Here is a 24,469-nt window from a genome sequence, read left to right on the forward strand (position 1 = left end):
GTTGGGCGCGAGCCGCTTGCGCGGTGCGCCGCCATTGCTGATCGCGGGGCCTGAAACGAAAAAAGCCGCCGCCTGGAATTCGCTCGCGCGCGTTTCCAGGACAGCGGCATTGCTGTCAGACCATCGATGAACGTCAGGCTCCGCGTCGGCGCCCTCGCTGAAGTATAGCGAATTCCGTGCCAACCACTCGCAAGTGAGGAAATGTGAGTTGTGCCAAGTGATTAGTTGTCGCGCCCGCAGGTTCCCGGAGCCCGCTGGCGGGTTCGACGCGGCGCGCTTGGGCAGCGTGGCCTGAATAATGTGCAATGCGGCGCGGTGCTCGGTGTTTAAGCGCCGCGCCGGCAGGCCGCGATATAGCCTGCGATATCGTTCGGATCGAACACCGGGCCGGTGAAGGCGCCGATGCCGTCGGCGGGCTCGGAGACGGGCGGCGGCGCGGTCGGGCCGAGCGCTGCGTCGTAGAGATCCGGGCGGAACACCGCCTTGGCGGCGGCGAGCAACTCGTCCGACAGCGGCGCCTGCCCCCAGCGCACCATCTGCGCGTAAAGCCACGCCGCCTGCACCGGGTCCGGCCGTGCCGCGCCGGCCCGGCCGACCAAGAGATAGCGGTCGCTGGGCCGCACGGTGCCGTCCGGCGCCACCCGCATCCGGCCGTCGAGCGTGCGCAGGATCAGTTCCGGGGTCACTTCGATGCGGCCCGGCGCGGTCAGCAGCGCCGCGACCTCATCGCGGTTGTCGAGGTCCTCGACGTAATCCGCGGCGCGGGCGTGGGCGCGCAGCAGCGCCATCATCCGCTCGGGATGCTCCGCGGCCCACGGCGCGCGCACCGCCAAGAGCTTCTCCGCGACCCGCTGCAACAGTTCGGAAGCGAAGTGCAGCACGTAGCCGATGCCGAGATCGATCGCCACCGAGTTCCACGGCGCGCCGACGCAGAAGCCGTCGAGGTGCTTGTTGGCAAGGCTTTCCACCATGAACGGCGGCGGCAGCACCACCAGGCGTACGTCGTCGTCCGGGTCGATGCCGCCGGCCGCCATCCAAAACCGCAGGTCGTAATTATGGGTGGAAAACGGAAAGGTCATGCCGAAGGTCAAAGGCTCCAGCGCCTTGTGCTTGCGCGCGGCGATGACGCGGGCCAGCGCGCGCGCCGTCACCAGCGGATCGAGCAGGTCGCCGTCGGCCTCGGCCTTGATCGCGGCATAGAGGTCCGGCGACACCGTAATGGCGTTGCCGTTGATGCCGAGCCCGAAGCCGGAGACGATCGGCACCTTGACGTGGCCGATGCCGAGGCTGGAGGCGATCGCCATCGGCGTCAGAATATGCGCGGCATCGAACATCCCGATGTTGAGCTTGTCGCGGACATTGGCCCAGGAGATTTCCCGCACCAGTTCGACGTCGAGCCCCTCGGCTTTGCAGAACCCCTTGTCGACCGCGACGATCAAGGCCGCGGCGTCGACCAGCGGGATGAACCCGATCCGCAGGGGCGTGCTCATTTCAACATCTCCGACGCTGTGATCACCGACTGGGCGATCTCGGCGATCTTCTTCTTCTCGTTCATCGCGGCGCTGCGCAGCATCACATAGGCCTGTTCTTCGGTGAGCGACTTGGCCTTCATCAGAATGCCCTTGGCACGGTCGATCACCTTGCGGTCGTCGAGCGCGGTCTTGGCGCGATCGAGTTCGTTCTGCAGTTTGGAAAACGCGTTGAAGCGCGAGATGCACAGATCGAGGATGTGCTTCATCCGCTCCTTCTTCAGCCCGTCGACGATATAGGCGGAGACCCCGGCGTCGACCGAGGCCTGGATCGAGGCGGTGTCGCTCTGGTCGACGAACATCGCGATCGGCCGCTTGACGATGCGGCTGACCTGGAACATCTGCTCCAGCATGTCGCGGCTGGGGTTTTCCAGGTCGATCAGGATCACGTCGGGGTCGATCTCGTAGACCCGCGCCAACAGATTGGTGGTGGCCTCCAGATGCACCACCTGGGCCACGCCGGCCTCGCGCAAGCCATCCTTCAGGATCGCGGCCCGCACCGGACTTTCATCGACGATGACGATCTTCAGCGGGGAATCCATGGCGCGACGGCACTCCAAAGCTGTCGAAGCGAGGCTGGCCCGACCGCTTAGGCGAGATTGAGCCCGCCGGCAACCGGATCGGCGCCCGGCGCCGGGCTGTGCCCCTCGGCGATCGCCTCGGCCAGGATGCAGCGCGCGGCGCGGTTGGGGCCGACCTGAACGTCCGGCGGCAGCGCCTCGACGCAGCGCGGCTGGGCGTAGCGGCAGCGCGGCGCGAACGAGCAGGCGGTCGGCGCCTTGTCCAGCGACGGCGGCGTGCCCGGAATGGTCTCCAGCCTTGCGCCGCGCTTGGCGCCGTGAACAGTGGAAGCGAGCAGGCCCTGCGCATAGGGATGCAGCGGCGAGCGCACGATCTGGCTGAGCGTGCCCTGTTCGACGATCTGCCCGGCATACATCACCGCGACGCGGTCGCAGATTTCGATCGCGACGCCGATGTCGTGGGTGACGAAGATCACCGACATGCCGAATTCTCGCTGCAATTCGCGCAATAGCAGCAGGATCTGGATCTGCACGGTGGCGTCGAGCGCGGTGGTTGGCTCGTCGGCGAGAAGAATCTTCGGCTTGCAGGAAAGCGCCAGCGCGATCATCGCGCGCTGCCGCATGCCGCCGCTCATCTCGTGCGGATAGGCCTCGAGCCGGCGCTTGGCGGAGGGGATGCGCACCACTTCCAGCATTTCAAGCGCGCGCGCCATCGCCTCGGCCTGGCTGTTGCCTTCGTGGCGCATCACGCTTTCGGCGATCTGTCGGCCGATGGTGTAGACCGGATCGAGCGCCAGCGCCGGCTCCTGGAAGATCATCGACACGGTCTGACCGCGGAACGCCGACAGCCCGTCGTCGTCGAGCGCCAATACGTCCTGGCCGAGCACGTTGACGGTGCCGGAAATCTGCGTGCGCTTCTTCGGCAAGAGCCGCATCAGGGCGCGCAGCGTCACGCTCTTGCCGGAGCCGGATTCGCCGAGCAGCCCGAGCACCTCGCCTTCGCCGAGCGACAGGCTGAGGTCGTTCACCGCATGCACGGTGCGCTCGCCGGTGAAGCGGATGTTGAGATTTCTGACCTCGACCAGGTTGCTCATGCCAGCTCCGGACGCTGGCTGTGAAAATCGCTGACCCGCTGCCAGGCCGCGCCGATCCGCAGCAGCATCGCCTCGTCGAACGGTTTGCCGATCATCTGCAGCCCGACCGGCAGGCCGGCCTTGGTGAAGCCGCAGGGCAGCGCCAGCGCCGGCAGGCCGAGATAGTTGATCGGCCGGGTGAAGCGGGTCAGCCGCTGGATCACCGCTTCGGCGTCGAGCGAATTGCCGACGTCGCTCTCGGCAATGGTCGGCGCCGCCACTGGCGCGACCGGCGCCAGCACCGCGTCGACGCCGGCGGTGGCGGCGAGATGTGCTGAGAGCGCCGGGCCGCGCCAGCGCATCGCCTCCAGATACGTAACGGCGGGAACAGCCAGCGCGTTCTGCAGCCGCATCAACACCTGCGGGCCGTAGTCCTGCGGCCGCTCGATCATCCAGCGGGCGTGAAAGCCGGCGGCCTCGACCGCCAGCACCAATTGACACGCCGCGCTGAGCTGGCGCTGGTCGGGCAGCTCGACCTTGACGACGCTAGCCCCCTCTCGTCGCAGCGCGGCAATGCTGTCGTCGAGCACCCGCGCCACTTCGGCATCGAGGTCGTCGACATAGAACGCGCTGGGAATGCCGATGCGGACGCCTTGCAGCGGTCCTTTAGTCGCGGCGAGATAGTCCGGCACCGCGCGGGCGCTGCAGGTCGGATCGGCAGGATCGGCGCCGGCCATCAGGCCGAGCAACAGCGCGCAATCTTCCGCGCTGCGCGCCAACGGTCCCACGGTGTCGAGCGATTGCGACAGCGGCATCGCGCCGGCCCGGCTGACCAGGCCGACCGTGGTCTTCAAGCCGGTGACGCCGCAGAAATGCGCCGGCATCCGGATTGAACCGCCGGTGTCGGAGCCTAATGCTGCAAAGGTCAGCCGCGCCGCCACCGCGGAGCCGGAGCCCGAGGACGAGCCGCCGGTGATGCGATCAACGTCCCACGGATTATGCACCGCGCCGAAATGCGCGTTGTGCCCGGTCGGCCCATAGGCGAATTCCGACATCTGCAGCGAGCCGAGCCGCACCGTGCCGGCGTTCTTCAGCCGCTGCAGCGCGGTCGAGGTGGTGGTCGCCACAAAGTTGCGGCGGATCTCGGAGCCGCAGGTCACCACGTGGCCCTGGTCGTAATACATGTCCTTGTGCGCCAGCGGCACGCCGTGCAGCGCGCCTTTGCTCTCGCCGCGCGCCAGTGCGGCATCGGCGGCGTCGGCCGCGGTCAGCGCCTGTTCGGGCTCGATTGCGATGAAGGCGTTGAGCTTCGGCTGCCAGGCCGCGATGCGGTTCAAGCAAGAGGAGGTTGCTTCGCGCGAGGACAATTTCTTCTGCGCGATCGCCGTTGTGATTTCGGTCAGCGACAACAGCGCCGGATCGGTCGCGCTCATGACGCGACCTTCGCATTCTGCACCGCGACGAAGCTGGCCGGCTCCAGATCGAACGGCAGCGTGCCCGCGACCGGCGCAAAGCCGTCGAACGCCGGGCCGACCGAATTGGCGATCCGCGCCGCCACTTCGTTGCTGACGGCCATGCCGGCCACCGCCGCCATCGCCTTGATCGTCGCGGAATCAGGTTTGGTCGACATCGTTGTGCACCTCCTTGGCGGGCGCGCGGCTGTGGCCGGAGCCCGGGATCGCCATGTAGCAGGCGGCCTGATGGCCGGATGGATCGAGCGCGGTGAGCTTCGGCGTGGCGGCGCTGCACAAAGGCTCGGCGAACGGGCAGCGCGGATGAAACCGGCAGCCCTTCGGCGGATCGATCGGGTTCGGCGGATCGCCGGTGATCGGCGGCACCTGCGTGCGGCGGTCGGGATCGGACGACGGCATCGCCGCCAGCAGCGCCCGCGTATAGGGATGCGCGGGGGCGTCCCACACCTCGTCGACCGGGCCGACCTCGACCACCTCGCCGAGATACATCACCAGCACGCGGTCGGAGATGTAGCGCACCACATTGAGGTCGTGGCTGATGAAGAGATAAGTCAGGCCGAATTCGCGCTTCAGATCGACGAGAAGATTGAGCACCTGCGCCTCGACCGATTTGTCGAGCGCCGACACCGCTTCGTCGAGGATCACGAGGCGCGGCGACAAGGCCAGCGCGCGGGCGATGTTGACGCGCTGCCGCTGGCCGCCGGAAATCTCGTGCGGATAGCGGTTGGCGAAGTTCTCCGGACGCAAGCCGACCTTGCCGAGCAACTCGCGCGCCAGCACGCGCGACGCGGCATCCGCCATGCCGTGCACCTTGGGGCCGAACGCGATCGACTCCTCGATGGTGAGCCGCGGGTTGAGCGAAGCGTAGCTGTCCTGAAACACCATCTGCATGCCGCGGCGCAATTCGCGCAAGCTAAGCTGGCGGCCGACCTGGCGGGCGTCGAAGATGATCTCGCCGCTTGAGCGCGGCATCAGATGCATCAAGAGCCGCGCGGTGGTCGACTTGCCGCAGCCGGATTCGCCGACGATGCCGAGCGTCTCGCCCTTGGCGATGGTGAACGAGACGTCGTCGACCGCGCGCACCGTCTTTGACGGCGCGAACAGCCCGCCGCGCACCGGGAAATGCTTGGTGAGGCCGTTGACCTTGAGCAGCGGCTGCGCGACGCCGCCGATGTCTTCGATCGGCTCCAGTTTTTCGATTGCGTCGAGCGGGTCAAGGATCTCGGTCATGCCATCAATTCCGGATGTCCATCGCGCTGCGCATGCCGTCGCTGAGGAGGTTGAAGCAGATCGACACCGCGAAGATCATCGCGCCGGGCAAGGCGGCGACCCAGGGATTGACGTAGATCGCGGTGCGCAGCGTGTTCAGCATCAGGCCCCATTCCGGCTCCGGCGGCTTGGTGCCGAGCCCGAGGAACGATAGACCAGCGGCGAGGATCATCGACACCGAAATCAGACCTGTGGCGTAGACGAAGATCGGCCCCAGCACGTTGCCGAGCATGTGCACCCGCATGATGGTGAAGGCGTCGGCGCCCGAGGCCCGCGCCGCCTCGACGAAATCCATGTTGCGCACCCCGGTGGTGACGCTTTCGGCGACGCGGGTGATCTGCGGCACGAACACCACGGTCAGCGACACGATGGAATTGGTGATGCCGGCGCCGAGCGCGCCGGAGATCGCGATTGCGAGCAGCACCGAGGGAAACGCGTAGAACACGTCGACGGTGCGCATGATCGCGGTGTTGAGCTTGCCGCCGACATAGCCGGCGACCAGGCCCAGCGACGTGCCGATACCGAAGGCGAGGATCACCGGCAGGATGCCGATCAATAGCGATAGCCGGCCGCCATAGATCAGCCGCGCCAGCATGTCACGGCCGAGCTCGTCGGTGCCGAGCGGATAGTGCGGCGTGCCGATCGGCTTCAGCCTTCGGATCATGGAGCCCTGATAGGGATCGGCGAGGCCGAGCCACGGCGCCACCAGCGCCGAGACGAAGATCAGCAGCAGGATCAGCGCGCAGGCCATCGCCACCTTGTCGCGGCGGATGCGGCGGGCGACGGTCGCCCAATAGCCGCGCGCGGGCGTAGCAGGAGCGCTTTGCAGCGCGGTGTCGGTCATCACAGTCATCGGCGGGCCATCCTGCTCAGCTCCGCTTGATGCGCGGATCGATCGCGGCCTGCGCGATGTCGACGACCAGATTGAGGAACACGAAGAACAGCGCCAGCACCAGGATGGTGCCCTGCAACAGCGGCAGGTCGCGCTGGAAGATCGCGGAGTTCAGCAACAGGCCGCTTCCCGGCCAGGAGAACACCGTCTCGATCAGGATCGAGCCGCCGAGCATATAGCCGAGTTGCAGCCCCATCACCGCCAGCGCGGTGGGCGCGGCGTTCTTGATGACGTGGCGGAATACGCCGGTCTCGCGCAGCCCTTTTGCGCGCAATGCTTCGACAAAGTCCTGCGACAGGATATCGCCGGTCAGCGCCCGCACCGTGCGGGTGACGATGCCCATCGGAATGACCGAGGTGGTGAGCGCCGGCAGCACCAGATATTTCAGGTGCTCCCAGTCCCAGCCCCATTGTCCGGAGCCGCCGGGGCCGGCGCCGACTGCGGGCAGCCAGTTCAATTGCACCGAGAAGATGATCACCAGCACCATGCCGAGCCAGTAATGCGGCACCGAGACGCCGGCGATCGCGACCCCGGTCGCGACTTTGTCGATCCAGGTGTCGCGGAAGTAGCCGGCGACCAGGCCGAAGAACAGCCCGAGCGAAAAGCCGATGGTCGCCGCCGCAATTGCCAGCGTCACGGTGTTGCCGACCGCGCGCAGCACTTCGGCGAGCACCGGGCGGCCGGTGGCGATCGAATTGCCGAGGTCGCCGTGCAGCGCCTTCCACAGCCACAGTCCGAACTGCACCGGCAGCGGCCGGTCGAAGCCATAGGCGACGCGCAATTGCGCGGCCAATTCCTGCGAGGCGTCGGCCGGCAGCACCGCCACCAGCGGATCGCCGGGGGTGATATGCACCAACAGGAAGCACACCAGCGCGACGCTGATCACGATCGGGATCACATAGACGATGCGGCGGGCGATATAGATGAACAATGGGCGGCCTTCGATCTTGAGACGAGCGCTTCGACAAACAGCTCTTGCTTCCCTCTCCCCCTGTGGAGAGGGTGGCGAGCGTAGCTCGCCGGGTGAGGGGGGATTCGCTCAGCGATCCGGCGCCCTCATCCGACGCGGACTTCGTCCGCGCCACCTTCTCCCACAAGGGGAGAAGCTGGCGCGGCAAAGCAATCACTTTCGCCTGCCGGGATCGCTGGTCACGGCGCCAGCGTCACCGGCGAGAAGTCGACGAACCAGCTCTTCGGCTGCACGAAGCCCTTGATCTTCGGGCTCAGCGCGCGCGGTCCGACGTCGTGGGCGACGAACAGGAACGACGCGTCGTCGACCGAGGCGGCGTGCAGTTCGGCCAGCGCCTCGTCGCGCAACGAGGCGTCGAAGGTGGTGCGCGCCTTGGTCACCAGCGCGTCGAACTTCGGGTTGTTGATGAAGCCCCAATTGTTCGACACCGGCGGCGCCATCGACGACTGCAGGAAGCGCACCATGGCGAAGAACGGGTCCATCGCCGCATAGGTGACGTTGGTGGCGTCGGAGCCGTTGGCCGAGGGATCCTTGACGCCGCGGCGCCAATTGGTGAACAGCGTATTCCACTCGATGACGTCGAGCTTGACGTCGAAGTAGCACTCCGCCAGCGCCTGCTGCAGATATTCGTTCATCGGCAACGGCAGCATCTGGCCGGAGCCCGACGCCGAGGTCTGCACCTTGACGCTGAGCTTCTTGGTCGGGCCAAAGCCGGCTTCCTTCATCAGCTTCTGCGCCGCCGGCAGGTCATATTTGATCTGGAACGACGGCTTGCCGCGCCACGGATGGCCGGGCTCGAAGGTGCCGGTCGCCGGCACCATCAATCCGGCGAGCAGGCCGTCGCGCAAGCCTTCGCGGTCGATGCACAGATTGGCGGCGCGGCGCACCCGGATGTCGTTCCACGGCGAGCCTTCGACGCGCGAGAACTGCCACGGCCAGACGTGCGGCTGCTCGTTCTTCTCGATCTTGAAGCCGCGCGCGGTGATTTCCTTCACCGCGTCGGGGGCCGGCGCTTCGATCCAGTCGACCTGGCCGGACAACAGCGCCGCGGTGCGGGCGTTGGCTTCCGGCATCGGTAATAGCACCAGGCGGTCGACATGCGGCACCCGCGCCGTGTCCCAATATTTGTCGTTCTTTACCAGTTCGAGCCGTTCGCGCGGCGTGAACTTCGACATCTTCCACGGCCCGGTGCCGGAGGCGTCCTTGGCGAACGCCGCCCACGCCGCCTGTGACTTCGCCTTGGCGTCGGCGCCCTCGGCCTTCTCATACAGGCCCTGCCATTTGCTCGGGCTCGCCATGAACAGGTTGGTCAAGTTGATCGGCAGGAAGCTGTCCGGCTCCTTGGTGGTCAACTCCACCGTCATGTCGTCGATCTTCTTCGCCGAGACCAGCGTCGGCATGCGCGAGGCGGTGACGCCGACTTGGCTGGGGTCGAATTGCGGCGCGTCCTGTTTCAGCACCTTGTCCACGTTCCACACCACGGCGTCGGCGTTGAACGGCGAACCGTCATGGAAGCTGACGCCGGGGCGCAACTTGAACGTCCATTTGGTCTTGTCGGCGTCGTTAACCGCCCATTCGGTGGCGAGCCCGGGAATCACCACGCTGGCTTTGGTTGCAGACGACAGATCCCACATCGTCAGCGCGTCGTACATCGTCAGCCCGGTGAAGCGGTTGCCTTCGAAGCCCTGATCGGGTTGGCCGAGCGTGCGTGGCACATCGGCGGCGGTCATGCCGATGCGCAGCACGGCTTCGGCGCTGGCCGCGTGCGACAGCGCCAGCGCGCTCGCCGTGGTCAGCATGAAGACGGCCGCGGCTGTTCGCCGAGCGACAAAACCAATCATACGCATGCAAGATGTCCTTTATCGGGGCTGCCAAAAACTTATGCAATCTCATGCAATGGCTGTGCCAGCGAGCGCAATGGCTGTGCCAGCAAAATCGCGCCTCGTCCGTCTGGCGGACTCACACGTTTGCGTCATCACGCGCCGCAAATCACATTGCTGGCACCATCGTTGCAGCCGGATCTGCATCCTTCCTGTGGAGCTGTGTTTCAATGACCATTCGAAACTCTATCGCCATCGCCGCACTCATCGCGGTCGGCGCAATTAGTTCTGCGCGCGCCGAGTCGGTGGTGCGTTACGGCATATCGATGGCGGATATCCCGCTGACCACAGGCCAGCCCGACCGCGGCGCCGGCGCTTATCAGTTCACCGGATATACGATCTACGATCCCCTGGTGGCGTGGGAGATGAACGTGTCGGATCGTCCCGGGAAATTGGTGCCGGGGCTCGCGACATCATGGAAAGTCGATGATGGCGATAAGAAAAAGTGGCGATTCACTTTGCGCAAGGGCGTCAAGTTCCACGACGGCAGTGTATTCAACGCCGATGCAGTGGTCTGGAATTTAGACAAGGTGCTGAATGATAAGGCACCGCAGTTCGACAAACGGCAGAGTGCGCAGGTCAAGACACGGCTGCCCTCGGTCGCGAGCTACGCCAAAATCGACGACGACACCGTCGAAATTACAACCAAAACGGTCGACTCGTTTTTTCCTTATCAGATGCTTTGGTTCTTGGTGTCGAGCCCGGCGCAATACGCCAAGCTCGGCAATGACTGGGACAAGTTCGCCGCCGAGCCGTCGGGCACCGGGCCGTTCAAGCTGACCAAGCTGGTGCCGCGCGAACTCGCCGAACTGACCCGCAACGATGATTACTGGGATAAAACTCGGTTGCCGAAGACCGACAAGCTGGTGCTGGTGCCGATGCCGGAAGCGCTGACCCGCACCAACGCGCTGCTCGCGGGCCAGGTCGATCTGATCGAGACGCCGGCGCCGGACGCCGTGCCGCAATTGAAGTCGGCCGGCATGAAGATCGTCGACAACGTCACCCCGCATGTCTGGAACTACCACCTCAGCGTGTTGCCGGGCTCGCCCTGGACCGACGTGCGGTTGCGCAAGGCGCTCAATCTGGCGATCGACCGCGACGCCGTGGTCGGTTTGATGAACGGCCTCGCCAAGCCGGCGGTCGGCCAGGTCGATCCGTCGAGCCCGTGGTTCGGCAATCCCACCTTCAAGATCAAATATGATCTCGCCGAAGCCAAGCGGTTGGTGAAGGAGGCCGGCTATTCGCCGGAGAAGCCGTTGAAGGCGACCTTCATCATCGCCAATGGCGGCACCGGCCAGATGCTGTCGCTGCCGATGAACGAGTTCCTGCAGCAGAGCTTCAAGGAGATCGGCGTCGATGTCGAGTTCAAGGTGGTCGAACTCGAAGTGCTGTACACCGCATGGCGCAAGGGCGCGGCCGACGAGTCCAATGCCGGCATCACCGCCAACAACATCGCTTACGTCACCTCGGATCCGCTCTATGCCATCGTGCGGTTCTTTCACTCCGGGCAGATCGCGCCGGTCGGCGTCAATTGGGGCGGCTACAACAACCCCAAGGTTGACGCACTGATCGACGAAGCCAAGACCACGTTCGATTCCACCAAGCAGGACGAATTGCTGGCGCAGGCGCACAGCCTGATCGTCGACGACGCGGTGCTGGTCTGGGTGGTGCACGACACCAATCCGCACGCGCTGTCGCCGAAGGTGAAGAGCTTTGTGCAGGCGCAGCACTGGTTCCAGGATCTGACCACGATCGGTCTGCAATAAGCCCAAGGCCATAAACCAAAGATCGGCCGGCGCGGGGTCGCGGCGCCGGCCGATCCTTGGAACAGATCGGGTGAGCCGGCATTAGCTTCCAAATGGCCGTCAGGAGGCGAACATGTTCAACACCAGATTTCGAGTCGCGGCTTTGATCTTCTTGATGACCAACGCGGTCATCTTCGGCGCGCTGTTGGTGACGGTGCTGCTGTTTCCCGCGCTGTCGTCGCGGGCGATGGAACTGATTCCCGCGGTGGTGGTCGCAAGCTTCGTGCTGGCGGCGCCGCTGGCCTGGGGACTGGCGCCCCGGCTGCGTGCCCGGTTCGAACGGCGGCGCAGCATGCGCGGCGGGATCAGCGTTCCGCTTTAAGAAACCTCGGCAGTAGCGGGCGCGGCTGTGCCGGGCCCTTTACGCCGAGCCGACGCTTGATAGAAACCCGGCCGCAGTCCGCTACTCAACCGCCGGCCGTCCGTGCTAATCCTTTCCGGTTCGAGAAATCGTGACCTTGCTTTTGCGTCATGCGAAGCGGGCGATTCAATCGACTGGGAGGACACGGGCGAATGTGGGCGCTGCTGCACGGGCTGTTGGACACCTCGACGTTTTCGCCGCATGGCATTTGTCTGCTGTGGGAGCCGGGGCTGATCTGGCTGCATGTGCTGTCCGACGCCGCCATCGCGCTGGCGTATTTTTCGATTCCGTTCGCGCTGTCATATTTCGTCGCCAAGCGGCCGGACGTCGAATTCGGCTGGGTGTTCTGGGCGTTTTCCATCTTCATCATGGCCTGCGGCTTCACCCACATCTTTGCCATCGTCACGCTGTGGGTGCCGGTCTACGAGATGGAAGGCGTGGTCAAGGCGGTGACTGCGGTCGCTTCGGTGGTCACCGCGGCGATGCTGTGGCCGCTGTTGCCGAAGCTGCTCGCGGTGCCGTCGCCGGCGCAATTGCGCGAGGCGCAATTGGCGTTGCAGACCGAGACGCTGCAGCGCCGCGAGGCCGAAGACATGCTGCGGCAGGCGCAGAAGATGGAAGCGGTCGGTCAATTGACAGGCGGGGTGGCGCACGACTTCAACAATCTCTTGACCATCATCATCGGCAATCTCGAGATTGCCGAACGCCACATGAACAAGCTGACCGACGCCGCCGACGGCCGGCTGCGCCGGCTGGTCGGCAGCGCGATGTCGGGCGCGCAACGCGCCGCGACCCTGACCAGCCGGCTGTTGGCGTTTGCCCGGCGGCAGCCGCTCGATCCGAAGCCCTGCAATCTCGATCAATTGCTGAAGGGCATGGCCGGCTTCTTTCGCAGCACCTTGGGCGAGACCATCGATCTCGAATATGTCGGCACCGGCGGGCTGTGGCAGGTCGAGATCGATCCCAGCCATTTCGAGGCGGCAATTCTCAACCTCGTGGTCAATGCCCGCGATGCGATGCCGGACGGCGGCAAGCTGACCGTCGAAACCAGCAACGTGTTTCTCGACGAGGACTATGCGCGCCGCCATGCCGAGTTGGTCACCGGACAATACGTCCAGGTCGCGGTGACCGACACCGGCGCCGGGATGTCGGCCGATATCATCGCGCGGGCGTTCGAGCCGTTCTACACCACCAAGGATGTCGGCCAGGGCACCGGGCTCGGGCTCAGCCAGGTCTATGGCTTCGTCAAGCAGTCCAACGGCCACATCAAGATCTACAGCGAGCTCGGCGAGGGGACCACGATCAAGGTCTATCTGCCGCGGCTGCACGCCGCGGCCCGCGACGAGGACGTGCCGGACATTCAGATCGGCGCGGCGCGGGCGGAGCAGATCCTGGTGGTGGAGGACGATCCGGAGGTTCGCGGCTATGTCGTCGAGGTGCTGCAGGAGCTGAACTACCAAGTGGTCGAGGCGCCCGACGCCGGTGCCGCGCTCGGCATGGCCGGCAAGCTCGACGGCGGGCTCGATCTGCTGTTGACCGACGTGGTGCTGCCCGGAATGAACGGCCGCGAGCTCGCCGATCAGCTGCGTGCGCAACGGCCGGATCTGAAGGTGCTGTTCATGACCGGCTATTCGCGCAACGCCATCGTTCATCAGGGCAGGCTCGATGCCGGCGTTGACCTTATCCAGAAACCGCTGTCGCAGGCGGCGCTGGCCGCCAAGATCCGCAGCGTGCTGGATCGCGGCTAAGCGTTTCGGCGCGGCGCCGCACGCGGCGGCGCGTCATCAGACGATCACGCATCAGCTCTACGTTGCCACCGGAACTTGTCCGCTTGAACTTCATTAAAGGGTTCCAAACGTGATGAGTGGAGCACACAATGGCTGAAGTTTCCGAAGAAGATATCAAGCGCCGGGCCCATGAGTTGTGGGAAATGGCGGGCCGTCCCGAGGGACGCGAGGACGAGTTCTGGCACAAGGCCGAACAGCAGGTGCGCGGTGAAGGCGAGACGCTGGAAAAGCTCCGCGCCGATCCCAGCGTCAGTACCAGCAGCTGATCCCGCACCGGATGCGGTCGTCTGTGCAGCGGCCCTGTCGAGACAGGGTCGCTTCCACGTTTGACAGGTCGCCTTCTTGATACTTCGCATTTTTTACGCGCTTATTTTTGACGCGTGGTGTCTTTTTTCGATCCGCCCGAACGGCTGCGGCAGATCGTGCGAGACCTGCGCCGCAGCCATCCGGAAGGTCAGCCCGCGCTGGATCGGCGGGCTCATCGGGATCTTGTCGAGCAGGTTGCCAGAGACGCCGACGATCGACGCCGTACCGAAATTGCGACAGCAAAGGATCGCCTGCCGTAGCAGGTGCGGGCGGGGCCCGGAGGGGTGAGGCCGGCACGCTGTTGCAACGAGTGTGGTTCTTGCCGTGCCAGGTCAGCGCTTTCATCCAGCCGTCCATCTGCTAAATTGCGGCAGGCATAAAGGCAACGACGGTGTTCTGTTCCCTGTTAGGTCCAGAAACCGCAGCCGACAGGAACCCTGGGCGACAGTGCGGGTTAGCGCCCACAGATGCCTCGCACGGAGCAATTGATGTCAGCACAGCGCCGTTTCGCCATCGTCACCGGAGCGTCCAGCGGCATCGGCCTGGAGCTTGCGCGCTGCTGCGCCAAGGATGGCTTCGATCTGCTGATCGCAGCCGACGAAGCCAAGATCGAACGCGCCGCCGCGGAGCTGAGAACCGGCGGCGTGGAGGTCGAGGCGGTGCAGGTCGACCTTTCGACGATGGAGGGCGTCGACACGCTGTATGCCGCGACCCGGGCCAGGCCGGTCGATGCGTTGCTGGCCAATGCCGGCCGCGGTCTCGGCCACGCCTTCCTCGATCAGGACTTTGCCAAGGCGCGTGGCGTGATCGATACCAACATCACCGGCACCACCTATCTGATCCACAAGATCGGCAACGACATGCGCCGGCGCGGCGCCGGCCGCATCCTGATCACCGGCTCGATCGCCGGCTTCGTCCCGGGCAGCTTCCAGGCGGTGTACAATGCCAGCAAGGCGTTCCTGAATTCCTTTTCCTTCGCGATCCGCGAGGAGCTGAAGGATAGCGGCGTCAGTGTGACCTGCCTGATGCCGGGCGCCACCGCGACCGACTTCTTCAAGCGCGCCGACATGCTCGACACCAGCGTCGGCACCATCGGCAAGGACGATCCGGGCCGCGTCGCCAAGCTCGGCTTCGAGGCGATGATGAACGGCGAGGGCGACGTGGTCAGCGGCTGGATCAACAAGCTGCAGTCGCGGGTGGCGCATGTGGTGCCGGCCGGCCTTCTGGCGTCGCAGCACCGCAAATGGGCCGAACCCGGGTCGGCCAAGGGATGACCGCGCGGCTGGGGCTATTCCGGTTCTGATAGAACAGAACCGGATCTGGATTCTCATTTTGGCGCGTTTTCTCTTCACGCAAACCGGGAGCCGCTTCGCTCGAGAACGCTATAACGCGATGCCGAACCGGCCGCGCGGCTATTCTGCCGCCTGGCTGGTGGCTGCGACGCCGTCAACGTCGAAAAGATAGACCAGCGTCAGCTCTTCATCTTCGCGTCCCGCCGGGGCGTTTCGGTACGCGGATTTTTCCGGATCGGTGGCGTAGCGCGCCCGCAGCCGGGTCTTGCCGTCCCACACCGGGGCGCCGCGATGCGTCATCTGCCGCAGATCGGCGAGCAGCCAGTGCTCGTGGCAGACTTCGTGGGCCTCGCGCAGATTGGCGGCCTCGAATGTCAGAATCGGCCGGCCGCCGATGTCGATAGTGAAGATCAAAGGCATGAGCTTGGTAGCCATCCGGAAATCACTCCAATGATGCGATGCGATCGGCAGGCCTCATTTCGGCTTGCGCGACGGCTTGATCACCTTGTCGGTGTTGCGATCGGTATCGTCGAGCGGGGCGTCGTCCTCGGGCCGCGGCGGCATATGGTGTCCGCCTTGCTCGTCCTGGATTCGCTTGCGCTCCTTGTCGTCTGGCGGCATCGGCTCGCTCCATCTCTCCGGCCCCGGGCATGCTGCCGCGGGGTCAATCGCTGACGGCGGCTCGGGTTCCATTTGCCCGGCGGCCAGCCGCTATGCGTGCGGGGAGGCCGGGGTCTACGCCGCGTCGCTGAGGGTCCACAGCACCTGCCAGGCTGGCAGCGACGCGGTCTCGACCGGGGTGGTCGGCCATAAGCGGCGGCCGCCGGGCGGCGTCACCCCGGGCAACGGCTGATCGCTGAGATTGGCGATCAGGTTCAGATGCGCGCCGCCGGGCAGCGTCCAATCGATCTCGACCGCCAGCCGGCCGAGAACCTTGAACCGCGCCGAATTGCCGCCGATGTGCTTCAGCCGCGGGATGATCTCGCGATGCCGGATCGCCAGCAGCGCGCGGTAGAGTTCGAGCCATTGCGCATGCAGCGCGCTGCGCGGTTCGTTCCAGTCGAGCTTGGCCGCTTCGAAGGTCGCCGCCGCGCCGGGGTCGGGGATCGCCTCGCGCATCTTTGGATCGGCGAATTCCGGAAACCGCGCGAATTCCTTGCGCCGGCCTTCGCGAACCGCGTCGGCGAGCGCACCGGAGAAATCGCAGAAGAACGGAAACGGCCGCGACGAGCCGAATTCCTCGCCCATGAACAGCATCGGGATCTGCGGCAACAGCAGATAGACCGCCGCCGCTGCCTCGACCGCGGCCGCCGGGGCGAAGCTGGTCAGCCGGTCGCCAAAGGCGCGGTTGCCGATCTGGTCGTGGTTCTGGATGAAGCCGACGAACGCGGTCGGCGGCAGGTGGCGGCTGGGCTGGCCGCGGCTGCGGTCGCTGTAGCGCATATGGTCGCCCTGAAACGCAAAGCCCTCGGCCAGCGCGCGGCCGAGCTTTTCAGTGTCGCCGGCATATTCGGCGTAGTAGCCCGACGTCTCACCGCTGGCGGCGGCGTGCAGCACGTGGTGCAGGTCGTCGTTCCATTGTGCGGTGTATTGCTGCGGTTCACCGTCGACGTCGCGGGCGAGCCGCGCCACCTCGTTCTCCTCGTTTTCCAGCATCAGATGGATCGGCCGGTTGAGGCCGCCGGCGCGCAGCCGCGACGGAATCTCCGCCAGCAGATGCGGATCGCTGTCGTCCTTGATGGCGTGCACGGCGTCGAACCGCAACCCGTCGAGATGAAACTCGTCGATCCAGTAGATCGCGTTCTGGATCACGAATTCCCGCACCGTTTCCGATCCCGCCGCGTCGTAATTGACCGCGTCGCCCCAGGGGGTCTGGTGCTGGTCGTTGAAGATCGGCGCGTAGGCCGCGAGATAATTGCCGTCGGGGCCGAAGTGATTATAGACCACGTCGAGAAACACCATGATGCCCCTCGCATGCGCGGCGTCGACCAGCGCCTTCATGTCGTCCGGCCGGCCATAGCTTGCGTCCGGCGCAAACAGCAGCACGCCGTCGTAGCCCCAATTGCGCGCGCCGGGAAATTCCGCCACCGGCATCAGTTCGATCGCGGTGACGCCGAGTTCGGCGAGATAATCCAGCCGCTCGATCGCGGCGGCAAAAGTGCCCTCCGCGGTGAAGGCGCCGACGTGCAATTCGTAGACCACGGCTTCTTCCCAGGGCCGGCCGCGCCAGCCGCGGTCCGACCAGGCGAACGCCGCATCCACCACCTCGCTCGGGCCGTGAACGTCTTCGGGCTGATAGCGCGACGCCGGGTCAGGCACTTCCAAGCCATCGGCCAGCCGAAACCGATAACGGGTGCCTGGGCGAGCGTCCGGCACCAGCAGGCTGTGCCAGCCGAGGTCGGTTCTATGCATCGTCCGCGGCGCGTCTGCCTCGAGCACCAGGGCGACCTCGCTCTGGCTCGGCGCCCACAGCCGAAACAGCACGCCGCCGTCATGATGAACCTCGGGGCCAAAGCGGGTGGGAGCAGGCGGGGCGACATGGTCCATCGGGGGTCTTTCAGGTTGGTGGCGGTTATGAACGGCACAGTCCGGCACACGTTCCCCCGCGCGGGCGTCGGCTCAAGCTACTACGCGGCGGTCGCCGCCGCGCAACTTCGGGAGAGCATCGATCCGCGATCGACGGGGCACGCGGTTGAGTTTTTGAACTTTGTCGGCTGGTGGTCGTTATTGACCATCATTCAGGGGGCTGTCATGAACCAGATGTCGAGGATTTCCGCTGCGCAGCCCGTCAGGGCGGCGGCCCGCCACCGCGTGCTCGAGGGCCGGCCGTTTCCGCTGGGCGCCAATTGGGACGGTCTCGGCGTCAATTTCGCGCTGTTTTCCGCCAACGCCACCAAGGTCGAGCTGTGCCTGTTCGACAATGACGGCCTGCGCGAGTTGGAGCGGATCGAGCTGCCGGAATATACCGACGAGGTCTGGCACGGCTATCTGCCGGACGCGCGGCCCGGTCAGGTCTATGGCTATCGCGTCCACGGTCCTTATGCGCCGGCCGAAGGCCATCGCTTCAATCCCAACAAGCTGCTGCTCGATCCCTATGCCAAGCAGATCGTCGGCGATCTGAAATGGGACCCGGCGCTGTTCGGCTACACCATCGGCCATCCCGACGCCGACCTGTCGTTTGACGAGCGCGACAGCGCGGCCTTCGTGCCGAAGAGCCGGGTGATCGACCCGGCCTTCACCTGGGGCGACGAGCGCAGGCCGCAGATCCCCTGGGAACGGACGATTTTCTACGAGGCGCATGTGCGCGGCTACACCATGAAGCATCCGGCGGTGCCGGAAGTGCTGCGCGGCAGCTTTGCCGGCATGATGCATCATGAGGTGATCGATTACATCCGCAACCTCGGCATCACCGCGCTCGAGCTATTGCCGATCCACGCCTTTGTCGACGACAGCTATCTGGTCGAGAAGGGCAAGCACAATTATTGGGGCTACAATACCATCGGCTTCTTCGCGCCGCAGGCGCGCTATTTGTCCGGCCCGTTCGTCAACGAATTCAAGGAAATGGTGTCGCAATTCCACCGCGTCGGGATCGAGATCATCCTCGACGTGGTCTACAACCACACCGCCGAGGGCAACGAACTCGGGCCGACGCTGTCGTTCAAGGGCATCGACAACGCATCCTATTATCGCCTGGCGCCGGATCGGCGCTACTACATCAACGACACCGGCACCGGCAACACCGTCAACCTGTCGCATCAGCGGGTGCTGCAGATGGTTGCCGACAGCTTGCGCTATTGGGCGCAGGAGATGCGGGTCGACGGCTTTCGCTTCGATCTGGCGACGATCCTGGCGCGCGAGCCGTACGGCTTCGACGAAGGCGGCGGCTTCCTCGACGCCTGCCGGCAGGACCCGGTGCTGAGTCAGGTCAAGCTGATCGCCGAGCCGTGGGATTGCGGACCGGGCGGCTATCAGGTCGGGCATTTCTCGCCGGGCTGGGCGGAGTGGAATGACCGCTTCCGCGACACCACCAGAGCGTTCTGGAAGGGCGACGAGGGCAAGCTCGCCGAGCTGGCCACCAGGCTGTCGGCGTCGCCGGACCTGTTCAACAAGCGTGGCCGCAAGCCGTGGGCCTCGGTCAATTTCGTCACCGCGCATGACGGCTTCACGCTGAACGATCTGGTGTCCTACGACCACAAGCACAACGAGGCCAATGGCGAGGACAATCGCGACGGCCACTCGCATAATCTGTCGTGGAATCACGGCGTCGAAGGTCCGACCGACGATCCGAAGATCCGCGAATTGCGATTCCGGCAGATGCGCAATCTGCTCGCCACCGTGCTGTTGTCGCGCGGCACCCCGATGATCCTGGCCGGCGACGAATTCGCCCGCACCCAGCAGGGCAACAACAACGCCTACGCGCAGGACAACGAGATCAGCTGGCTGGATTGGGAGGGAATCGACGACGACGGCCGCAGCCTGATCGAATTCACCCAGCGGCTGATCGACACAAGGCAGCGCCAGCCGCTGTTTCATCGCGGCCGGTTTCTCACCGGCGCCTTTAACGAGGAGCTCGGCGTCAAGGACGTCACCTGGGTCGATCCCAGCGGCGCCGAGATGACCTGCGAGCAATGGAACGACGGCAATGCGCGCTGCGTCGGGATGTTGCTCGACGGCCGCGCGCAGGTCACCGGAATCCGGCGCAAGGGCTCCGACAATACGCTGTTTCTGATGTTCAACGCCCACCACGACACGGTGACGTTCAATTTCCCGGCGGTGCCGCAGTGCCGGACCTGGGACTGCCTGATCGACACCAACAAGCCCGGCGACAGCAAGATTCCAAGAGTCAAGAAGGAGGCGCATTACGACATGGCCGGCCGGTCGTTGTCGCTGTGGGAAGCCCGGCAGGCGTGAGCCTGCCGGGGCGCGGCTGCGGTCGCGGCGCCCTGGCGACCTCCGGCAGCTCCGCACGGGCGCTGGAACCAGAACAGTCTCTAAAGTTTAATTCCGAGTGTAACGGCGTGGGGTGGGCGGATGGCCGAATCGATCAACAGCAAGCCCATCGTTCTGGTGGTTGAGGACGAAAGCCTGCTGCGGGCCAATGCGGTCGAGATGATCGAGGCGGCGGGGTTTTTCGTGTTGGAAGCCGCCAGCGCCGACGAAGCCATCGAGATCCTGGAATCGCGCAACGATATCCGCGTGGTGTTCACCGACATCCAGATGCCCGGCTCGATGGACGGACTGAAGCTCGCCCGGGCGGTGCGGGGGCGCTGGCCGCCGATCGAGATCATCACCACCTCGGGCCATCTGACGGTGGGTCCGGAGGATCTTCCGGAGCGGGGCCGGTTCGTCGCCAAGCCCTACAGCCCGGCGCAGATCGCCGCCGCGCTGAGCGAATTGATAGCTTGATGCGGATACCGCAGTGCCGTTGCTTTTTTCGCGCTGCGGCATGCTAACCCCCGGGATTATTTCAAAAATTTAATTCCTCGCGTGCAAACCGGGGGCTTTCCGCGTTATCAAAGACGCCCACCTCAGCGGGACCCTTGGCACGGATGGAGCGATGAAGAAGCTCTTGATCATAGTAAGCGTGTTTGTGCTGGCGATCGGCTCGTACTTCGTGGCCAGCAAGCTGGCGATCCGGCACGAGACCTTGAATCTGTTCGACAGCACGCGCAACCGCGCGATCGATGTCGACATTGCGGTGCGGCGTGACGCCGAAATGAAGGCGATGGCCGGCATCCCGCTGCCGGTGGCCATTCTCAGCCACGGCAACACCGTCAAGAATACCGAATATTCCTTCCTCGCCAACGTGCTGGCTGCGCGGGGCTACATGGTCGCCAGCATCCAGCACGATCTGCCGACCGACACGCCGCTGATGACCAAGGCCGGCTCGCTCTATGTCGGCCGGCTGCAGGTCTACGAGCGCGGCATGGAGAACATCCTGTTCGCGATCGCCGAGCTGAAGAAGATCCAGCCCAACGCCGACTACGCGCATCTGACGCTGGCCGGACATTCCAACGGCGGCGATATCTCGATGTTCTTCGCCCAGCAGCATCCGGAGCTAGTCCGCCGCGTGGTGACGCTGGACAATCTGCGGGTGCCGTTCGTCACCTCGGGGGCCGCCAAGATCCTCTCGTTCCGCTCCAAGGACCCGGTGTTCAAGACCGATCCCGGGGTATTGCCGGATCCGGAAATGGCCAAACAGGCGGGGATCGACATCGTCAGCACCGACTTTCAGCATACCGACATGAGCGATCGCGGCCCGGACAACGTCAAACAGCGCATCCAGGATACGCTCGACAAGTTTCTCGGCGAGGATGAGACCAGCCAGCTTGCCCCGGTGGATACCAGCAAGCTGAACACCGATCCCCGGGCGATGGGGCCTTAGCGCGCTGACGGCAGCCGGCACGCCTCCTCGGGAACCTTTTTTCGGTGGCCGGCTTTTCACTTCGGAACGGGAGTGATCGCCATGTTGGCCCAGCAAAATCTGCGCACCACCGGATTAGAAACCCTCGACCAGGCTTACGACATCGCGTTCGACTATCTGCGGATGAGCGGGGCCATTCCGGAGATGTTCGGCGTGCACGAACTGCTGCTCGATACCGTGGTCGACCTGTATTACCGCGGCGAGCGCAACAAGATCCGGCTCGCCAACAAGGCGATTTCGGCGTTCGAACAGCCCTTCCGCAACTGAGCAAAACGCCGCTATCACCCGCAGCCGGGCCGGAGGTTCGGACGGGTTTGGTTTCTCGGACTGGCTTTCGTCTGGAGACAGCGGTGCTTCACACCACGGGCGCGCGATCGATGGCGAAATGGTCGAACCACGCCAGCCGCTCGCCGTCGATCAGCCGGCCGATCATCCGGCTCGCCAGATAGCTAAAGGTGATGCCGTTGCCGCCATAGCCATAGGCCGCGTAAAGCCGCGGATGGCCGGGCACCACGCCGATCAGCGGCAGGCCGTCCACGGTGGTACTGAAAGCGCCGGACCAGGCAAATTCGGCGAAGGGCTCGGCGCGCGGCCACAGCCGCTGCAGCTTATCGAGCAGGATGGTCGCCTTGCGCGGCATCAGCCGGTCGCGGTCGCTCTGCGCGACGACGCTGTCGTCGTCCTCGCCGCCGATCACGATGCGGCCGTCGGTGGTGGTGCGGGCATAGAGATAGTTCTTCGAGGCTTCCCAGATCAGCGCGCCGTCGCGCCACAGCTGCTGCGGCGATTGCCTTGGGGTTGCAATCACCCAGCTCGAGGCGGTCTTGTGCAGATCCGACGTGACGATGTCCGGCATCACATAGCCGGTCGCCAGCACCACGTGGTCGGCCTCGATGCTGCAGCCATTGTCCAGCGCGACATGGGTGGTTCGGCCGCCGCTGTCGTAGCCGACCGCCTCGCCGTCGTACAATTTGGCGCCGCGGCGTTCGGCCAGGCTGAGCAGAGCGTGCGATAGCCGCAGCGGATCGACCTCCGCCGAGCCCGGCGATACGATCGCCGCCTCGCGGTCGAATGCGAACTCGGCCGACAGCGTGCGGCGGTCGAGAAAGGCGCCGGGCAGCCCGGCGCGCTCGCGCAGCTCATGCTCGGCCAGCAGCTCGCGGGCGCCGGCGTCGCCGCCGGCGAGGTAGACGGTGTTGCGGCCGCGCAGCGTTGGCGCCAGACCATTCGACTGCACCAACTCGTAGAGGCCGGCCACCGCGCCGAGGCTGAGCCGGTAGATCTCAGCGGCGGGTTCGAAGCCGTAGATCGCGGCAAGCTCCTGCAGCGAGCGATCGATTTCCCATTCCAGCATCGCGGTGGAGGCGGCGGTGCTGCCCATGCCGGGGCGCTCGCGATCGATCACGCAGACCTGCCGGCCCTGCCGGGTCAGGTGCTCGGCCATCAACGATCCGGTGATGCCGGCGCCGACGATCAGCACCTCGGTGGCGATGGACTCGGTCAGCGGGTGGCGGATCGGTCGATGCGCGCCGGCCTGCCAGGGGGATACGCCACCGCGCAAATCGCTTTGTTCAGTGGCGATGAAATCCAGCATGTCGGTTCCAGGGTGAGGCGCAGCAAAGGTGGCGAGGCGCAGCAAAGGCGGTGAGGCGCAGCAAAGGCCCCGGCGGGCGCCGAGGCCTTTGCGCGCCGTGGTTGCGCGTTCAGTGGTTCATGAACAACGCGAGAATGATAATGATTGGCAGCGGAATGCCGATCAGCCAGAGCAGAGCACCTTTTTCGAGACCCATGAGATGTCCTCCTTTGTTGCTGGGGAGACAACCAGCCGCGCCGGGACCAGTTCCATCCGATCCGGTGATCCGGCCCGGCCGCGCGCCGCCCCGGATGGCCCAAGCGGGTGTCGGGGAACCTTGTGTCGCCTATCCGACAAACGAAAGTCGTAGCGCCACCGCAGCGCGATCGCCGCCAGCGCTACAGGAGCAGACTTTCGCGGCGGCTTGCTGATCGTGTCCGGCGGCGGGAGCTAAGCGCGGAACCGGACAGACAAATCGAGGGCCATTTTCCTATAGTCGCTGATCCGCGGAACGCGTCTCGGCGCGTCCTCCACCCCACCCCTGCGGTAGACAGCCCGACCGATCGGGCAGATATCGCAGTGCCCTCCATAGACATCAGATTTCCCTTGGATAACAAATTGTTGGCGGGGCTTCCCCGCGCTCAGTTCGATCTGTTGGCGCCGCATATGACCACTGCATCCTTGCAGCAGGGATTGGTGCTGCTGGAGCCCGGCGACGAATTCGAGCAGGTGTATTTTCCTCATAACGGGATGCTGTCGCTGCTGGCGGTGTTGCGCGACGGCAAGGCGATCGAGACCGCCACGGTGGGCCGCGAAGGCGTGGTCGGCGCGATGGCCGGGCTCGGCCTGTACAAGTCGCTGGTCCGCGTCGTGGTGCAGATGCCGACCTCGCTGACCAAGATTCCGTCGTCGCAATTCCGCAAGGTCGCCACCGCCAGCGAGGCGCTGCGCAACCTGTGCATCCAGTACAATGAGGTGCTGCTGTCGCAGGCCCGGGTCACCGCGGCCTGCAACGCGCTGCATCTGATCGAGGCGCGGTTCTGCCGCTGGCTGTTGCAGTCCGCCGACCGCGCCGGCGGCGACACCGTCAATCTGACCCAGGAGTTTCTCGCCGAGATGCTCGGCGTGCGGCGTACCTCGGTCACCGAGGTCGCCACCAAGCTGCAGAACGCCGGGCTGATCTCCTATTCGCGCGGCGTCATCAAGATCCTCAATCGGCCCGCGGTGGCGAAGCTGTCCTGCGAATGCTACGAAACGCTGCTGGAACAATCGTCGTTGCTGCTCTGAGCCGGCGACGCGCTGGGGCCGCGCTGCG

Annotated in this window: 23 protein-coding genes and 1 pseudogene; 10 read left to right on the top strand and 14 right to left on the bottom strand. The window is 65.2% G+C overall.

Going from position 1 to position 24,469, the window contains the following annotated elements:
• Window positions 1-326 precede the first annotated feature (326 nt).
• From VGC77_RS13170 to VGC77_RS13210, 9 genes are all read right to left on the bottom strand, one after another.
• The gene (locus VGC77_RS13170; protein WP_331172019.1) at window positions 327-1,490 is read right to left on the bottom strand and encodes a CmpA/NrtA family ABC transporter substrate-binding protein; all 1,164 of its coding nucleotides are present in this window, start codon (window positions 1,488-1,490) and stop codon (window positions 327-329) included.
• The gene (locus tag VGC77_RS13175) at window positions 1,487-2,071 is read right to left on the bottom strand and encodes an ANTAR domain-containing response regulator (RefSeq protein ID WP_331172020.1); all 585 of its coding nucleotides are present in this window, start codon (window positions 2,069-2,071) and stop codon (window positions 1,487-1,489) included. Before VGC77_RS13175 ends, VGC77_RS13170 begins: the two co-directional genes overlap by 4 nt.
• Window positions 2,072-2,118: 47 nt before the next feature.
• Window positions 2,119-3,144 carry an ABC transporter ATP-binding protein gene (locus VGC77_RS13180; protein ID WP_331172021.1) on the bottom strand — a complete coding sequence of 342 codons (1,026 nt, stop codon included), beginning with the start codon at window positions 3,142-3,144 and terminating at the stop codon, window positions 2,119-2,121.
• Window positions 3,141-4,556, bottom strand: a complete 1,416-nt coding sequence (locus VGC77_RS13185) for an amidase (protein WP_331172022.1) — start codon at window positions 4,554-4,556, stop codon at window positions 3,141-3,143. Before VGC77_RS13185 ends, VGC77_RS13180 begins: the two co-directional genes overlap by 4 nt.
• On the bottom strand, window positions 4,553-4,753 hold the full coding sequence (locus VGC77_RS13190) for a hypothetical protein (RefSeq protein WP_331172023.1): 201 nt from the start codon (window positions 4,751-4,753) through the stop codon (window positions 4,553-4,555). Before VGC77_RS13190 ends, VGC77_RS13185 begins: the two co-directional genes overlap by 4 nt.
• Complete coding sequence (locus VGC77_RS13195; RefSeq protein ID WP_331172024.1) at window positions 4,737-5,825, bottom strand: oligopeptide/dipeptide ABC transporter ATP-binding protein; 1,089 nt, start codon at window positions 5,823-5,825, stop codon at window positions 4,737-4,739. The genes VGC77_RS13190 and VGC77_RS13195 overlap by 17 nt, the downstream gene beginning before the upstream one ends.
• Window positions 5,826-5,829: 4 nt before the next feature.
• Window positions 5,830-6,708, bottom strand: a complete 879-nt coding sequence (locus VGC77_RS13200; RefSeq protein WP_331172053.1) for an ABC transporter permease — start codon at window positions 6,706-6,708, stop codon at window positions 5,830-5,832.
• A gap of 25 nt (window positions 6,709-6,733) precedes the next feature.
• Entirely contained in the window at window positions 6,734-7,687 is a 954-nt protein-coding gene (locus VGC77_RS13205) for an ABC transporter permease (RefSeq protein ID WP_331172025.1), read from the bottom strand.
• 218 nt (window positions 7,688-7,905) lie between these two features.
• Window positions 7,906-9,525, bottom strand: a complete 1,620-nt coding sequence (locus VGC77_RS13210) for an ABC transporter substrate-binding protein (protein ID WP_331172026.1) — start codon at window positions 9,523-9,525, stop codon at window positions 7,906-7,908.
• Window positions 9,526-9,776: 251 nt separating this feature from the next.
• On the opposite strand from VGC77_RS13210, the gene VGC77_RS13215 reads away from it, so the two are divergent.
• From VGC77_RS13215 to VGC77_RS13230, 4 genes are all read left to right on the top strand, one after another.
• A complete protein-coding gene (locus tag VGC77_RS13215; RefSeq protein WP_331172027.1) occupies window positions 9,777-11,372 on the top strand; it encodes an ABC transporter substrate-binding protein in 1,596 nt (531 codons plus the stop codon).
• A 154-nt stretch (window positions 11,373-11,526) separates the two neighbouring features.
• Window positions 11,527-11,733, top strand: a complete 207-nt coding sequence (locus VGC77_RS13220; protein ID WP_414709658.1) for a hypothetical protein — start codon at window positions 11,527-11,529, stop codon at window positions 11,731-11,733.
• 191 nt (window positions 11,734-11,924) lie between these two features.
• Window positions 11,925-13,520, top strand: a complete 1,596-nt coding sequence (locus VGC77_RS13225; protein ID WP_331172029.1) for a response regulator — start codon at window positions 11,925-11,927, stop codon at window positions 13,518-13,520.
• Window positions 13,521-13,648: 128 nt separating this feature from the next.
• Entirely contained in the window at window positions 13,649-13,825 is a 177-nt protein-coding gene (locus tag VGC77_RS13230) for a DUF2934 domain-containing protein (protein WP_331172030.1), read from the top strand.
• A gap of 123 nt (window positions 13,826-13,948) precedes the next feature.
• Here VGC77_RS13230 and VGC77_RS13235 read toward each other — a convergent pair.
• Window positions 13,949-14,137: pseudogene (locus VGC77_RS13235) on the bottom strand (glutathione-dependent formaldehyde dehydrogenase); the annotation flags it as partial.
• A 216-nt stretch (window positions 14,138-14,353) separates the two neighbouring features.
• Between VGC77_RS13235 and VGC77_RS13240 the strand changes: the two are divergent.
• A complete protein-coding gene (locus VGC77_RS13240; protein ID WP_331172031.1) occupies window positions 14,354-15,139 on the top strand; it encodes an SDR family NAD(P)-dependent oxidoreductase in 786 nt (261 codons plus the stop codon).
• A 138-nt stretch (window positions 15,140-15,277) separates the two neighbouring features.
• Here the strand turns inward: VGC77_RS13240 and VGC77_RS13245 are convergent, their stop codons facing one another.
• From VGC77_RS13245 to treZ, 3 genes are all read right to left on the bottom strand, one after another.
• The gene (locus tag VGC77_RS13245; RefSeq protein ID WP_331172032.1) at window positions 15,278-15,592 is read right to left on the bottom strand and encodes a hypothetical protein; all 315 of its coding nucleotides are present in this window, start codon (window positions 15,590-15,592) and stop codon (window positions 15,278-15,280) included.
• A gap of 39 nt (window positions 15,593-15,631) precedes the next feature.
• Entirely contained in the window at window positions 15,632-15,778 is a 147-nt protein-coding gene (locus VGC77_RS13250; RefSeq protein WP_331172033.1) for a hypothetical protein, read from the bottom strand.
• 114 nt (window positions 15,779-15,892) lie between these two features.
• The gene (treZ, locus tag VGC77_RS13255; RefSeq protein WP_331172034.1) at window positions 15,893-17,704 is read right to left on the bottom strand and encodes a malto-oligosyltrehalose trehalohydrolase; all 1,812 of its coding nucleotides are present in this window, start codon (window positions 17,702-17,704) and stop codon (window positions 15,893-15,895) included.
• 204 nt (window positions 17,705-17,908) lie between these two features.
• Between treZ and glgX the strand changes: the two genes are divergently transcribed.
• The 4 genes from glgX (at window position 17,909) to VGC77_RS13275 (ending at window position 21,848) form a co-directional block, all read left to right on the top strand.
• Complete coding sequence (gene glgX / locus VGC77_RS13260) at window positions 17,909-20,068, top strand: glycogen debranching protein GlgX (RefSeq protein ID WP_331172035.1); 2,160 nt, start codon at window positions 17,909-17,911, stop codon at window positions 20,066-20,068.
• A gap of 120 nt (window positions 20,069-20,188) precedes the next feature.
• Window positions 20,189-20,563 (top strand): response regulator, encoded by a 375-nt coding sequence (locus tag VGC77_RS13265; RefSeq protein ID WP_331172036.1) that lies wholly within the window; start codon window positions 20,189-20,191, stop codon window positions 20,561-20,563.
• 151 nt (window positions 20,564-20,714) lie between these two features.
• Complete coding sequence (locus tag VGC77_RS13270; protein WP_331172037.1) at window positions 20,715-21,542, top strand: alpha/beta hydrolase; 828 nt, start codon at window positions 20,715-20,717, stop codon at window positions 21,540-21,542.
• 81 nt (window positions 21,543-21,623) lie between these two features.
• A complete protein-coding gene (locus VGC77_RS13275; RefSeq protein WP_331172038.1) occupies window positions 21,624-21,848 on the top strand; it encodes a hypothetical protein in 225 nt (74 codons plus the stop codon).
• A gap of 88 nt (window positions 21,849-21,936) precedes the next feature.
• Here VGC77_RS13275 and VGC77_RS13280 read toward each other — a convergent pair whose 3' ends face one another.
• Window positions 21,937-23,175: an FAD-dependent oxidoreductase gene (locus VGC77_RS13280; protein ID WP_331172039.1), complete on the bottom strand. Its 1,239-nt coding sequence runs from the start codon at window positions 23,173-23,175 to the stop codon at window positions 21,937-21,939.
• A 645-nt stretch (window positions 23,176-23,820) separates the two neighbouring features.
• Between VGC77_RS13280 and VGC77_RS13285 the strand changes: the two genes are divergently transcribed.
• A complete protein-coding gene (locus tag VGC77_RS13285; protein ID WP_331172040.1) occupies window positions 23,821-24,441 on the top strand; it encodes a Crp/Fnr family transcriptional regulator in 621 nt (206 codons plus the stop codon).
• Window positions 24,442-24,469 lie beyond the last annotated feature (28 nt).

It is taken from the genome of Rhodopseudomonas sp. (assembly GCF_036404135.1).
In the GTDB taxonomy this organism is placed as follows: Bacteria; Pseudomonadota; Alphaproteobacteria; order Rhizobiales; family Xanthobacteraceae; genus Rhodopseudomonas_A.